This window comes from [Phormidium] sp. LEGE 05292 (genome assembly GCF_015207735.1).
Taxonomy (GTDB): Bacteria; Cyanobacteriota; Cyanobacteriia; order Cyanobacteriales; family Aerosakkonemataceae; genus Floridanema.
Genome location: NZ_JADEWG010000001.1, coordinates 21,964 through 35,005, shown reverse-complemented (window position 1 = coordinate 35,005; position 13,042 = coordinate 21,964). Strand labels below are relative to the sequence as shown.

At 39.0% G+C, this 13,042-nt stretch carries 10 protein-coding genes; 7 read left to right on the top strand and 3 right to left on the bottom strand.

Features of this window, described 5'->3' with window-relative positions; genetic code table 11:
- Positions 1-5: 5 nt before the first annotated feature.
- The gene (locus IQ264_RS00110) at positions 6-1,529 is read right to left on the bottom strand and encodes a carboxypeptidase M32 (protein ID WP_193977376.1); all 1,524 of its coding nucleotides are present in this window, start codon (positions 1,527-1,529) and stop codon (positions 6-8) included.
- 66 nt (positions 1,530-1,595) lie between these two features.
- Positions 1,596-1,880 (bottom strand): GlsB/YeaQ/YmgE family stress response membrane protein, encoded by a 285-nt coding sequence (locus IQ264_RS00105; protein WP_193977374.1) that lies wholly within the window; start codon positions 1,878-1,880, stop codon positions 1,596-1,598.
- A gap of 775 nt (positions 1,881-2,655) precedes the next feature.
- Between IQ264_RS00105 and IQ264_RS00100 the strand changes: the two genes are divergently transcribed.
- Positions 2,656-3,951, top strand: coding sequence for a hypothetical protein (locus tag IQ264_RS00100; protein ID WP_193977372.1), 1,296 nt, complete (start codon positions 2,656-2,658; stop codon positions 3,949-3,951).
- 200 nt (positions 3,952-4,151) lie between these two features.
- Here the strand turns inward: IQ264_RS00100 and IQ264_RS00095 are convergent, their stop codons facing one another.
- A complete protein-coding gene (locus tag IQ264_RS00095; RefSeq protein ID WP_193977370.1) occupies positions 4,152-4,829 on the bottom strand; it encodes a response regulator transcription factor in 678 nt (225 codons plus the stop codon).
- Positions 4,830-5,145: 316 nt separating this feature from the next.
- Between IQ264_RS00095 and IQ264_RS00090 the strand changes: the two genes are divergently transcribed.
- The 6 genes from IQ264_RS00090 to IQ264_RS00065 all read left to right on the top strand — a co-directional run bounded on the left by IQ264_RS00090 (position 5,146) and on the right by IQ264_RS00065 (position 12,969).
- Positions 5,146-5,664 carry a phycocyanin subunit beta gene (locus IQ264_RS00090; RefSeq protein ID WP_193977368.1) on the top strand — a complete coding sequence of 173 codons (519 nt, stop codon included), beginning with the start codon at positions 5,146-5,148 and terminating at the stop codon, positions 5,662-5,664.
- Between the two features lie 139 nt (positions 5,665-5,803).
- Positions 5,804-6,292: a phycocyanin subunit alpha gene (locus IQ264_RS00085; RefSeq protein ID WP_193977366.1), complete on the top strand. Its 489-nt coding sequence runs from the start codon at positions 5,804-5,806 to the stop codon at positions 6,290-6,292.
- Between the two features lie 273 nt (positions 6,293-6,565).
- Positions 6,566-7,405, top strand: coding sequence for a phycobilisome linker polypeptide (locus IQ264_RS00080; protein ID WP_193977364.1), 840 nt, complete (start codon positions 6,566-6,568; stop codon positions 7,403-7,405).
- A 179-nt stretch (positions 7,406-7,584) separates the two neighbouring features.
- Positions 7,585-8,919 carry a HEAT repeat domain-containing protein gene (locus tag IQ264_RS00075; protein ID WP_193977362.1) on the top strand — a complete coding sequence of 445 codons (1,335 nt, stop codon included), beginning with the start codon at positions 7,585-7,587 and terminating at the stop codon, positions 8,917-8,919.
- Positions 8,920-9,299: 380 nt separating this feature from the next.
- On the top strand, positions 9,300-11,840 hold the full coding sequence (locus tag IQ264_RS00070) for a PAS domain S-box protein (protein ID WP_193977360.1): 2,541 nt from the start codon (positions 9,300-9,302) through the stop codon (positions 11,838-11,840).
- Positions 11,841-12,045: 205 nt separating this feature from the next.
- Positions 12,046-12,969, top strand: a complete 924-nt coding sequence (locus IQ264_RS00065; RefSeq protein ID WP_193977358.1) for a S1C family serine protease — start codon at positions 12,046-12,048, stop codon at positions 12,967-12,969.
- Positions 12,970-13,042 lie beyond the last annotated feature (73 nt).

The window sequence follows — 13,042 nt, the reverse complement described above, 5'->3', positions numbered from 1 at the left end:
TTATCCTATAAGTTGTAAATTTCGCCGTATTTGTTACGGATGTAACTAATAAATGGTTCAATGCTCAAGCTGCTACCAGTTACTCGTTGAATTAATTCAGCAGTGGTATATTTGGAACCATGATCGTAGATATTTTTTTGTAACCAATTGAGGAGAGTACTAAAATTACCCTGCTGAATTTGAGTCGAAATTTCTGGATGGGCTTTGAGTGCTGCGGCAAAAAATTGGGAACTCATAATGTTACCTAAAGTATAGCATTGGAACATTCCGCCAATCCTGCCTGTGTACCAATGTACGTCTTGCATCACGCCTTGGCTATTATTAGGAGGAACAATTCCTAAGTCAGATTTGTAGCGATCGTTCCAAGCTTCAGGAAGGTCTTTGACAGCAAGTTTCCCTTCTAACATGGCTAATTCTAAATCAAACCGAATCATTACATGAAGATTGTAAGTAACTTCGTCGGAGTCGGTACGAATTAGCGATCGCTCTACTTTATTAATTGCTCGATAAAATCTTTCTAGAGAAACATTACCTAATTGATTAGGAAAAAATTCTTGTAATTGCGGATAAAAATATTGCCAAAATCCGCGACTTCTCCCCACTAAATTTTCCCACAATCGAGATTGACTTTCATGCACTCCCGAAGATGTACCGTCAGCTAAAGGTGTACCTTCAAATTCTGAATTAATCCCCTGTTCATACATCGCATGACCAGTTTCATGAATTGCACTAAATAATGCTTGACCAAGGTGATTTTCGTAAACGCGAGTGGTAATTCTCACATCACCAATGGAAAAGCTAGTCATGAAGGGATGTAAGGTTTTATCCTGTCTTCCTCGGTGAAGATCGTAACCGATTTTTTCAATTACTTTGAGACTAAAAGCAATTTGTTCTGCTTCAGGAAAATGTTGCTGTAAACAAGAATCATCAGCGGGAGTTTGGGAAGTAATAGTTTCGACGATGGGAACAAGTTCTTGGCGTAGTTGGGCAAAAAGCGATCGCAAACCAGCCGCTTTCATCCCATAATCAACCCCATCAATTAACGGATCGGCAATATGTTCATAACCGGGAAAAAAGTTAGCATATTCCTGAGACAATTCGAGGGTTTTTTCTAAATATGGTTGTACAGCCGCAAAGTTATTTTCCGGTCGTGCTTTCGCCCATGCGCCATAAGACTGTGCCCGATGTAAAGAGAATTTTGCCATAAATTGGGCGGGTACTTGCAGGGCGCGATCGTACAAACGCCGAGTCACCCGGATTAAACTTGCTTCATCCGAATTGTATGAAAGACTTTCTTCATAAGGACGTAAATTTTCTAACAATTCGCCAATAGCCGGATCGGTAAACTTTTCATGGGCGATTTGTCTGAGAGTTGCTATTTGCCTACCTCTGGCGGCTGCACCTCCAGGAGGCATATAAGTCGCCTGATCCCAGTACAAAACAGCGGCAGCTGATTCAATATCTTTAATTTCAATCAGGCGAGTTTTTAGCTCTTGGAGTTTCGGTTCTATCTTTTGCAGAGTTTGCATGGTTGGGTATTGTATCGTTATTGATTATAGTTTGACGCAACTTAGCAAAACATACTTCAAATCCAATTACCTATTTCCTCTCAGTAATTTATTAATTAGACCCAGCACAACTGCAAAAATTGCTGAACCAATAACAGACCAAATTATCGGAAAAGGTTTACCCCCAATATTTAAAGCATAAAAAACAGGCAAATGAAATTCCTTTGCTACCCACAGCCCAATGTAAGCTCCGATAATACCGACAATTATGGATGCTAAACAGCCCCCAGCCGAGTAACCAACTAATGTTTGTCCAAGACTGCCACAAATCGCCGCAATTACCAACAAAACAATTAGTTCTATGAGTGACATAAATGCTCCTAATTCGCTGTCTAAGAAAGAATTTTCTTCATTATTCAGGAGATATCGTAAATTTTACAACTTTTTTAATTTAAAATTACATATTCTTCATAATTTTCAATAAGGGTTGTTTCAGTAAAATTTGTACCTTATCAATTTCTCGTTTACGTATTTTTAAAGTTGGCGATCGGTGAAATAAACTTAAGAGTGCTTGGTTAATGATTACCTCAAAGTATTGCAGTTGTCAGATAAAGGGAAAATTGTCGCTCCTCCTTAATATATTTCTTGGCAGAACAGTCAAATAGATGTTATTGTTATTTCAAAGACGCATTAAATACCTGATTTTAGATGAAAAAATGAAATATACTTCACAAAAAAGTTGTCAAAACTTGTATAATTATTGGCAGACAAAAGCAGGATAAATCAAAGGATTGGCAACCAATTCGTGACGATTCTTGCAAAATAGCTCAAACTCTAGTAAAACTTAAATTCGTTCCATAAAACTTACTAAATTAGTAAGTTTTACCAAAGGACAGTCATCAAAAATAAAATTAGTTCAAGTTTTGCGGTAAAACACCAGGGTCATTTAATAGTTAATCTACGCATCTACAACTAGCTCAGGAAAAATGAAAAAAATCGTAATTTTATCCTGCTGAATTTTTCAGCTAGCTTTAGCTCGTCTGAATAAGTCGCATTTATTAAGGGTGCAAAACAAAAAATTTTTTTTCAGGTGACAAAACAGAATTCAGTCCCCAAAAAGATCAATTTTTAATAGTCAATAGAGAACATGGAATTAGTCAAAAATAAGAATAATCATCAAATGAAAAACAGCAATGAGCAAATAATTTACGATCATCTAATTAACTGTGTTCAAAATGAACAATCAGCAGAAATTATCGAACGCTTCCACCAATTATTTATTGATGGCATTGGTTATCCAGAAAGGGATATTGAGGAAGCTTTATATAAAATAATTGTTAATTTAGAAAGTCAGCAACAATTCAATTATATTATTAGCCGTTGCTGCTACATTTTAATCAATCGTTGGCAAATGCAGCCAAAAAGTAAAAATGCGATCGGCGAATTAATAGAACTATTTGAAAATTCATCCTCTAGATTTACGGGAATTGCTAGCCGTTCTCGCCTAGTGCAACGTTTGCAAGAATTAACCTCTAACTTTACTCAAAGTGAAGAGTACAAAATCTTACGACGTTTAGTTCCCGCATTGACTCCCCGAATTGTCACAGTTAATCAAGAAGCGAAATATCCGTTAGGTCAGTTAATTTCTCGCTATCCGTTTTTATACGATCATTGTTTGCTTGATGTAGAAAGTCCTTCCTTGCAAAAACAAACAGTTCAGGAAATTCAGAAACAGAGACAAAAACAAATTGAAATTAGTCTTTCTCAATATACACTTTACCTTTTAAGACAAGTGAAAACCGCTAAGCAAATTGATTCAGAAATTGGAGATAAAATCATCAAACCGATGAAAAATCCTACTTTATTAACTGATGAAAAACTTTACCTTGCTCTCCAAGAATTTGTTGGTAAAGTCAAAGACTCTTACACTTATCGCGACTTAGCTCAGGATTTTCTTTCTCAAGCTAGCCAACATAAAAATTACCGAGGGTTTAAATCATACTTGTACGATTATCTAATTGATTCTGTCGAGCCGAAATATGGCAAGCATCAATTTAATAATCGACTTCACCAGCATTTAAAAAACTTATTTTCAGACAAAGATTCCCAAAAATTAAATGAAGTTTTAATTATGCAGACTTGTAGCGAACTATTCAACTTTTTGGTAGAAAGTCCCGCCAATCCCAACTATTATTTATTTCTCGATTTGGTGGCTAATCTTGGCCCCCGTCGAACGATCGGACTATTACTAAAAATAGCTTTGCTCTCCAACAAAGTTAAGCCACTTTTAGAAAGAAGATTTTCTATCTTATTTAGTTACTATGAATCGCAAACAGTAGAAGATTTACGGTGGTTAGTGCAATCTTTGGAAAATTTAAATGTGGCTTTGGTAACAAATTTTGGTGCAGTCGATGTATCTTTTATTAAGCACAGTTTTAATTAGACTATAAACTTGTGCTTATATAAAGTAAATACAGTTAAAATGAACAGGAAGCAATTGAGCAATTAAAAACTATGCGAGTATTGGATGTTTTAGCGATCGCTAAATTCTATTAGACAACAAATGAAGAATACAGAAAAACTAAAGCTTATATTCGGATGCTAGATTATTTGCGGTTGCTAATTCTGGAATATTTAATAAATTTAGGTTAATTGTCGCAAACGATAACCCATGCTGTGAACTGTTTCGATTAAATTATCTGGCGCACCCGCAGCTTTTAATTTTTGCCGCAAACTCCTAATATGCACTTTCACTGTATCTTCTTCTGGGGGTGCTTCCAAAGACCAAATGTGTTCAATGATCACGCTGCGACTGAGAACACGCCGACCACTTCTGAGCAATAATTCTAACAAGCTGTATTCTTTAGGAGTTAAATGTAGGGGTTTATCTCCATAACTCACTTCGTAAGTACTCGGATCTAAACGCAGATTTCCCCATTCTAAAATTGGAGCTGAACAGGAATTTCCTCGCCGCAATAAAGCGCGAACTCTGGCAAATAATTCGCCTAAATCTACAGGTTTAACAACGTAATCATCTGCACCAGCATCTAAGCCATTGATTTTATCTGTGACGGTATCACAAGCGGTGAGCATGAGTACAGGCATACTGTAACCGTGCGATCGCAAACGCTGACAAAGACTCACCCCATCCAACTCTGGCAACATCAAATCTAAAAGCATCAAGTCATAATTGAGTACCTTGACTTGTTCCCATCCTGATTCCCCATCACTCACCACATCAACAACATAGCGCTGATCGGTCAGTGCTTCTGCTAACGTTTCCGCAAGGCGCAAATCATCTTCAACCAGAAGAATCCTCATAAGCACAAATTTTTCGCCAAAATTAATAACCTTTTGGCAGCAAGAGTTCGGCAGTTGAGAAAATCTTACCTTCTTTGGTGGACATTATTTTGGCTAAACATTCGCAATAAAAGTTAAGATTTTTTACAAAAACTTGTAATATTAACTCAAGTCTTTGTTTCCGTTTGTAACAAATTACTCAATTCGTTACAATCTTTCCGATTTCTTTACCGTTTCCTCACCAATTTTTTTACTTTCGGAAGGTAAGGTTCTACTCAAGCTGAAATTTTGACAGCCGCAATTTATAAAACCTAAGCAACTTAGGAGATTAAAAAAAATGCTCGACGCTTTCTCCAGAGTAGTTGATCAAGCTGATAAGAAAGGTGCTTACCTAAGCGACGATCAAGTAAATGCTTTGTCCAACATGGTTGCCGAAAGCAACAAGCGCTTGGACGTAGTTAACCGCCTCACCAGCAACGCTTCCACCATCACCGCTAATGCTTATCGCGCATTAGTTGCAGAAGAACCCCAAGTATTTGGCCCTGGTGGTGCTTGCTTCCACAACCGCAACCAAGCTGCTTGCATTCGTGACTTAGGATTCATTTTACGCTATGTCACCTACTCAGTACTAGCGGGCGATGCCAGCGCAATGGATGACCGTTGCTTAAATGGTTTGCGCGAAACCTATCAAGCTTTAGGAACTCCTGGTGGTACTGTTGCTAAAGGCATCCAAAAAATGAAAGATGCGGCAATTCAAATTGCTAACGATTCCAATGGAATTACCAAAGGAGATTGCAGCGCCATAATGTCAGAATTGGCTGGTTATTTCGATCGAGCTGCTGGCGCAGTTGCCTAGTAAGAAGGCAGAAGGCAGAAGGTAAGGAAAGGTTTATTAGCCTTTTTCATCTGCCATCCTGCACAATGAATCGAATTTAAGTTACACACCTCAGATTACACCACAGCTTAATCAAAGCATTGAGGAGAAGAAAGATATCATGAAAACCCCGATCACAGAAGCAATTGCAGCAGCAGATTCTCGTGGCGCTTACCTCAGCAACACCGAAGTGCAAGCGATTTTCGGTCGCTTTAACCGTGCCCGTGCTGGACTAGAAGCTGCCAAAGCATTTAACAATAATGGCAAAAAGTGGGCAGAAGCAGCTGCTAACCATGTGTATCAAAAGTTCCCTTACACCACCCAAATGCAAGGGCCACAATATGCTTCTACCCAAGAAGGCAAAAACAAGTGTGTACGGGATATTGACCACTACCTGCGTACCATTAGCTACTGCTGTGTTGTCGGTGGTACAGGGCCACTCGATGAATATGTATTAGCAGGTGTGAAAGAATTCAACGCTGCTTTGGGATTGTCTCCCAGCTGGTATGTTGCAGCATTAGAATTCGTTCGTGATAATCATGGTTTGTCTGGTGATGCCGCAGGTGAAGCCAACATTTACCTCAACTACGCCATCAACGCACTAAGCTAGCACAAAAAAAGGCAGAAGGCAGAAGGCAGAAGGCAGAAGGAAAGAAGGAAAGAAGGTTTTTAGCCTCGATCCTTGTCTCTTAACCAAGAAATTATCTGCAAAACTCGCTCCTCCTGTCACTGCACTAACTCGTTCTTAGTCATTGGTCATTAGTTATTTGTCATTAGTTGTTTGTCATTAGTGATTAATCCACAATTAATTAAAAATGACAAATCACAAAAGACAAATGACAATTGACCAATGACAAAAACGTTTTTTAATGGAGCATAAAACATGAGTCTTTTAACGGAAGATCGCTTAGGCATTAGCGGCGCAGTTGGTAAGAAATTTGAACTGCGTCGCAATTGGACAGAAGATGAGTTGCAACAAGTTTTTCGCGCTGCTTACGAGCACGTTTTCGGACGGGAAAGAGTTTACACCAGTGGTGTATTTTCTAGCGCCGAAGCTTTGTTAAGAAATGGCAGCATTAATGTGCGGCAATTTATTGCAATTTTAGCTAAATCGGAATTTTACAAAGAGCGCTTTTTCTACAATAAATCCCAAGTGCGGTTCATCGAATTGAATTATAAGCACTTATTGGGACGCGCTCCTTACGATCAATCAGAGATTGCGTATCACGTTGATATTTATGCTTCTCAGGGCTACGAAGCAGAAATAGATTCTTACATTTATAGCCCAGAATATGACTCTGCTTTTGGTGATTATACCGTTCCTTATTATCGGGGATTTAAATCAATTGCCGGACAAAAAACCGTAGGCTTTAACCGTTTGTTTAGCCTATATCGGGGAAATGGAAATAGCGATAATGCTCAGTATGGAGGCAAAGATTCCAAACTGCGGATGCGAATTTCCATGAATTTGGCAAATGGTATTACTCCACCAACAGTTACTACCAGAAGTATTGCTAGCAGTGCGGGGACTTTACGTAGTGCTCCCACCAGAGGAGATGCTCGCGTATATTTGGTAGAAGTAATTGTGGGCGGAGTTGGTACAAAAGTTGCAGTGCGTCGCAGTCGCCAAGTCTATTCTGTACCCTTCGATCAATTGTCAGAAAAATTCCAAGAAATTCATAAGCGGGGCGGCAAAATTGTCAGCATTACACCTGCTCAGTAATTGGTGATTGGGGACTGGGGACTGGGGACTGGGAATTGGTGATAGGTAATGGGTGATTGGGATGTTCCTTTTCCCTTATCTAGATATCATTAATAACTGAAAACCCAAATTTCAGGTAAAAAAAATTTCCCAATACCCAATCCCTAGTCCCTAGTCCCTAATAATAATCAACAATTTTTATGACTGCTACTTACTCGACAGAACCAATTAATTCGGCAAAAAGTGCGATCGCAGCTTTAACAGGAGATGATAATCAAACTCGTTATTATGCTGCTTGGTGGTTAGGTAAAAATAAAATACAGGAAGCTTGTCCTTTTTTATGTGAAGCTTTGCGGGATGAACGGTATCGTACTAAACAGGGTGGATATCCTTTAAGAAGACAAGCGGCGAGGGCTTTAGGACAGTTAAAAAATACCCAAGCTTTACCTGATTTATTAACAGCTTTAGATTGTGAAGATTTGAATTTAAGGGAAGCTGTGGTACAAGCGATCGCAGCGATTGGCGATCGACAAGCAATTCCGGCTTTAATTAGTCTTTTAAAATCCAATTCCCCGCAACCTTACGAAGCAATAATTGAAGCTTTAGGAACTTTACAAGCATGGGAAGCACGGGCTTTAGTTGAACCTTTTTTACGGGATAGATCGGAGAGGGTGCAATGTGCCGCAGCGAGATATCTTTATTTATTGACACAGGAACCGCAATATATAGAAAGGTTGATCCAAAATCTCAGTCATGAGAATGTATATTTGCGGTGGGCAGCTGCTTTTGATTTGGGTGCGATCGGACATTTAACCGCAGCAGAAGCGATAATTTCTGCAAAAGTTGCTGATAGTTTAAAGCTGTTGAATTTGAAGCGCATTTTAGAAGCATTGCTTGCAGAAGAAGCAGAGAATGGAACATCTTTACCAGAAAAAAGTTTGTTGTTGGGTGCTATCGATCGATTGTTACTACCGGAAAATCGGGAAGCTACTGTAAATAATGAGGAAGCGATCGCCTTTTTAATTGAAAAATTGTACTATAATCATCCAGGCATTTCATCAACAGTAGTAGAATCATTAGTACAAAGAGGAACCGAAACAGTAGAACCTTTGATCGCTGCTTTTTTAACTTGTAAAGATCACGGAGTTCAAGGTTTTATTATCCAAGCATTAGCTCGAATTGCTGATATTCGCGCCCTCGATTTATTAATCGAAGTTGTAGGAATAGAAGTAGCCAATCACTGTCAAGGAAGCGTGCGAAGAATGGCAGCGAGAGGATTAGGAAAAATCGGCAGCACAACAAACGATATTTCTGCGATCGATCGTTGCATAGAAAAACTGAATTGGGCATTATCTAACGTCGAAGATTGGGCATTACGCTATGCAGCGATCGTCTCCTTACAACAAATTGCTACCCCAGAAACTCAGAAAATTTTAGAACAATCATTAGGTCAACAAACCGATCAAATTGTCAGATTACGTTGTCAAACCGCCTTAGAAAATTGGCAATCTGCTAGAATTGAAATTAACACCTAAAATTCATCTGCGTTTATCTGCGTACTCTACGAAAAGGCTAAGCCTACATCTGCGGTTTAAATATCTTTCCCCTTAGCTTCTATCGCCTACGTTAAACTCCTACACGCCTGGAATTGGTGAAGTGACAATGAATTATCCCACTCCTTTTTGGGGTGGGAATTTTGTATTATAAAATTAACCTATTGAAAACAATCCAAAATCTAGGAGTTTTTACGACAAATAGGCACAGATAGTATATAGATGTTAACTGTTTTTGCCGGATTTCTCTTTTAGTACGCAGATGAGCACAGATAATTTTTTATCACTCTTTCTTTCCTCTGCGTCTCTGCGTCTCTGCATCTCTGCGGTTTTAATAATAAAATCTATCAACTTCACCCAAAATGCTTTTAATCATCCTCACAATTAACATTCTAATTTTACTGACAGCATATTACCTATTAAACCAAGAAATTACCAAACGCCAACAAACAGAAATAGTTCTCCGCCAACAAACAGAAAGAGAGAGATTAGTTACCCAAATTGCCCATCATATTCGGGAATCATTAAACTTAGAAGAAGTATTAGTGACAACTGTAGCCGAAGTTCGACAATTTTTGGGATGCGATCGCGTACTGATTTATCGCCTTTGGCCAGATGGAACAGGTACAGCAATTACCGAAACAGTATTACCAGAATGGCCCTTAATTTTAGGACAATCATTTCCTGAAGAAGTATTTCCCCAAGAGTATCATCAAGCTTATTCAAAAGGCAAAACTCGCGCCATTACTGATATTGAAAAATCAGACATCGAACCTTGCTTAATAGAATTTGTCAAACAATTCGGTGTGAAAGCAAAGTTAGTAGTTCCGATTTTACAAGGAGAAAACCTTTGGGGATTACTCATTGCTCATCATTGTAGCAGTCCGCGACAATGGGAAGCATCAGAAGTAGAATTAATGAAACAATTAGCGACACAAGTAGCGATCGCAATTCAACAATCAGAACTTTACGAACAATTGCAAGAACTCAACGCCGACTTAGAAATTCGCGTGCAACAACGTACCGAAGAATTAGCATTAGCCAATGAAGCTTTGCGCCACACAAATCATACTTTACAAGCCTTAATTTTTGCATCTCCACGCGCCATTTTTACCTTAGATTTAAATGGTAACGTGAACATTTGGAATCCAGCAGCGGAAAGAATTTTTGGGTGGACAGAGGCGGAAATTAGCGATCGGCCTAATCCCATAGTTCCCGAAGATAAAATCGAAGAATTCCGATCATTAAAACAAAGCGTTTTGCAAGGAACAATTCATTATACAGGCGAATTACGCCGACAGAAAAAAGACGGAACACCAATAGATATTAGCTTTTCTGCTGCACCTTTAAAAGATAGCGAAGGAAACGTTAATGGTTTAGTAGCCGTAGTTGCTGACATCACCGAACAAAAACGCCAAGAAGAACAATTACGTCTACTTCAGTCAGTGGTTATTAACACAAATGATGCCGTTTTAATCACCGAAGCTGCGCCAATTGATGAACCTGGGCCTCGGATTCTTTATGCTAACAAAGCATTTACCAGCATGACTGGTTATACATTAGAAGAAGTGTTAGGAAAAACCCCCCGAATTCTCCAAGGGGCAAAAACTGATCCCGCCGAATTAAAGAAAGTTAGAGAAGCACTTTCTCGTTGGGAATCAGTCACAATTGAAGTAATTAATTATCGCAAAGATGGTTCAGAATTTTGGGTAGAATTTAGTGTTGTTCCTGTTGCAGATAAAACTGGTTGGTACACACATTGGATCTCTGTCCAACGAGATATTACTGAAAGAAAAGAGGCGGAAGAAGCTTTACGAAGAAGTGAAGAAAGATTCCGCTCTTTAATCGAAAATGCTTTAGATATTATCACCATTATTGATGCCGATGGTATTATCAGTTACGAAAGTCCATCAGTTGAAAAAGTTTTAAGTTACGCCTCTGCTGACTTAGTGGGAAAGAACATTTTTGAATATATTCACCCAGATGATGTTAGCAACGCTTTACGAACTTTTACTAACACAATTCAAAATCCGGGAACTGGGTTATCGATCGAATTTCGTCGTCGTCACAAAGACGGAACTTGGCGAATTTTTGAAGCGATTAGTCAGAAGTTTGTAGACCATGCGGAAACTACCAGAATTTTTGTCAATTCTCGCGATATTACTGAACGCAAACGTTTAGATGAAATTCGCCTCGCCTTGGAAAAAGAGAAAGAAATTAGTGCTTTAAAAGTGCGCTTTTTTTCAATGGCATCCCATGAATTTCGCACCCCTTTAAGTACAATTCTAGCCGCAGCGCAACTTTTAGAAAACAGCAGTACTCAAGGGAATCAAAATGATAAAATTACCCGGAATTTAAACAGAATCCAATCTTCTGTAAAAACGATGATTCAGTTATTGGATGATATATTAACTATTAATCGTGCTGAAACTGGAAAATTAGAATTTAAGCCACAGGTTTTAAATTTAGAAAGTTTTTGTTTGAATGTTATCGAAGAAATACGTTTAAGTCAAGGGGCAAATCATCAAATTAGGTTTGGATGTGTTGGGGAATGTAGTCGCGCTTATTTAGATGAAAGATTGCTCAAGTCAATTTTATCAAATCTGCTTTCTAATGCAATTAAATATTCTCCCCAAGGTAGCAACATTTATTTTAGTTTAGAGTGTGATGGAAATAATACTGTTTTGCGAATTCGCGACCGAGGAATTGGCATTTCTGAAGCGGATCAAAAACAGTTATTTGAACCGTTTCATCGCGGGAAAAATGTGCGGAATATTCCAGGAACGGGGCTAGGACTTGTGGTGGTGAAAAAGTGTGTAGAGTTGCATGGCGGGAGTATTAATTTGAAGAGTGAAGTAGGGGTGGGGACGACTTTTACAGTGATTTTGCCGTTGGGGAAATAAGAGTAAATTGTATAGTAACTCAAGTTGCTAGTTACAAGTCTGACTCTTTCTTAGCCCCCCTTACTCAAAGGGGGAACAAGAAAGAATTAATAACTAGCAACTTGAGTTACTAGCCATTTTTCTAGGTAAGTAACTCGCCATTTATCCGATGTCGCACAAGGGGATAATTCTGCATTCTAGAAATAAGCGATATCAAAGGAATGATATGGTAAATTCAGCAACAGAGAGTGGGAATTTATTACAACAACTCTCAAACAATTTGGCGGATATTGTGGAACAGTCGGGGCGTTCTGTAGTGGCAGTGAATGGACGCAGGCGGATGTCTTCTGCGGGTGTGCATTGGCGATCGGGAATTGTGGTCACAGCAGATCATACTATTAATAGAGAAGAAGATATTACTGTTACTTTGTCAGACGATCGCACAATTACCGCAACTTTAATTGGGCGCGACTCCGGCACTGATTTAGCATTACTGCGATTAGCAGAAACCGACGCTTTACCCACAGCAAATTTAAGCAATAGTACAGAATTAAGAGTAGGAGAAATGGTGTTAGCGATCGCACGTTTCCCAGAAAGCGGCATTAGTGCCAGTTTAGGAGTAATTAGCACTTTAGGCGGCACTTGGCGCACTTGGCATGGAGGCAAAATAGACCAATTTATTCGTCCTTCAGTAATGCTTTATCCCGGTTTTTCTGGCGGTTCATTAGTTAATGCCCAAGGAAAAGTTGTTGGCATTAATACTGCTGGCCCTCGGCAATTAGTCTTAACGATTCCTACTTCCACAGTCAACCGAGTAGTTGAGCAAATATTAACCGGAAAACGCATCAAACCAGGTTATTTAGGTTTAGGAATGCAACCCATACAATTGCCTCAAGCACTGCGAAAACAATTAAATATTTCTGGAATTGGCGGAGTAATTATTGTTAGCGTTGAACCAGATGCACCCGCAGATAAAGCAGGAATATTAATAGGTGATATTTTGGTGGCGCTAAATGACAAACCAATTAATGATGTCAGCGATGTTCACGCCATGCTCGATCCCGAAAGAGTAGGCAAACCTTTAAACGCTCAAATTATTCGCGGTGGCACTTTAACCCAAATCACAATTATTGTCGGAGAAAAGGAATAATTGGGGACTGACAGGCAAGATGCCTGTCCTACGGGATGGGGATTTTCACATTTAGAATTAACAAGGAAAATAG

Coding starts and splice junctions, on each gene's coding strand:
- IQ264_RS00110 (WP_193977376.1), bottom strand. CDS start 1,529: ATGCAAACTCTGCAAAAGATAGAACCGAAACTCCAAGAGCTAAAAACT.
- IQ264_RS00090 (WP_193977368.1), top strand. CDS start 5,146: ATGCTCGACGCTTTCTCCAGAGTAGTTGATCAAGCTGATAAGAAAGGT.
- IQ264_RS00095 (WP_193977370.1), bottom strand. CDS start 4,829: ATGAGGATTCTTCTGGTTGAAGATGATTTGCGCCTTGCGGAAACGTTA.
- IQ264_RS00070 (WP_193977360.1), top strand. CDS start 9,300: ATGCTTTTAATCATCCTCACAATTAACATTCTAATTTTACTGACAGCA.
- IQ264_RS00080 (WP_193977364.1), top strand. CDS start 6,566: ATGAGTCTTTTAACGGAAGATCGCTTAGGCATTAGCGGCGCAGTTGGT.
- IQ264_RS00105 (WP_193977374.1), bottom strand. CDS start 1,880: ATGTCACTCATAGAACTAATTGTTTTGTTGGTAATTGCGGCGATTTGT.
- IQ264_RS00085 (WP_193977366.1), top strand. CDS start 5,804: ATGAAAACCCCGATCACAGAAGCAATTGCAGCAGCAGATTCTCGTGGC.
- IQ264_RS00075 (WP_193977362.1), top strand. CDS start 7,585: ATGACTGCTACTTACTCGACAGAACCAATTAATTCGGCAAAAAGTGCG.
- IQ264_RS00065 (WP_193977358.1), top strand. CDS start 12,046: ATGGTAAATTCAGCAACAGAGAGTGGGAATTTATTACAACAACTCTCA.
- IQ264_RS00100 (WP_193977372.1), top strand. CDS start 2,656: ATGGAATTAGTCAAAAATAAGAATAATCATCAAATGAAAAACAGCAAT.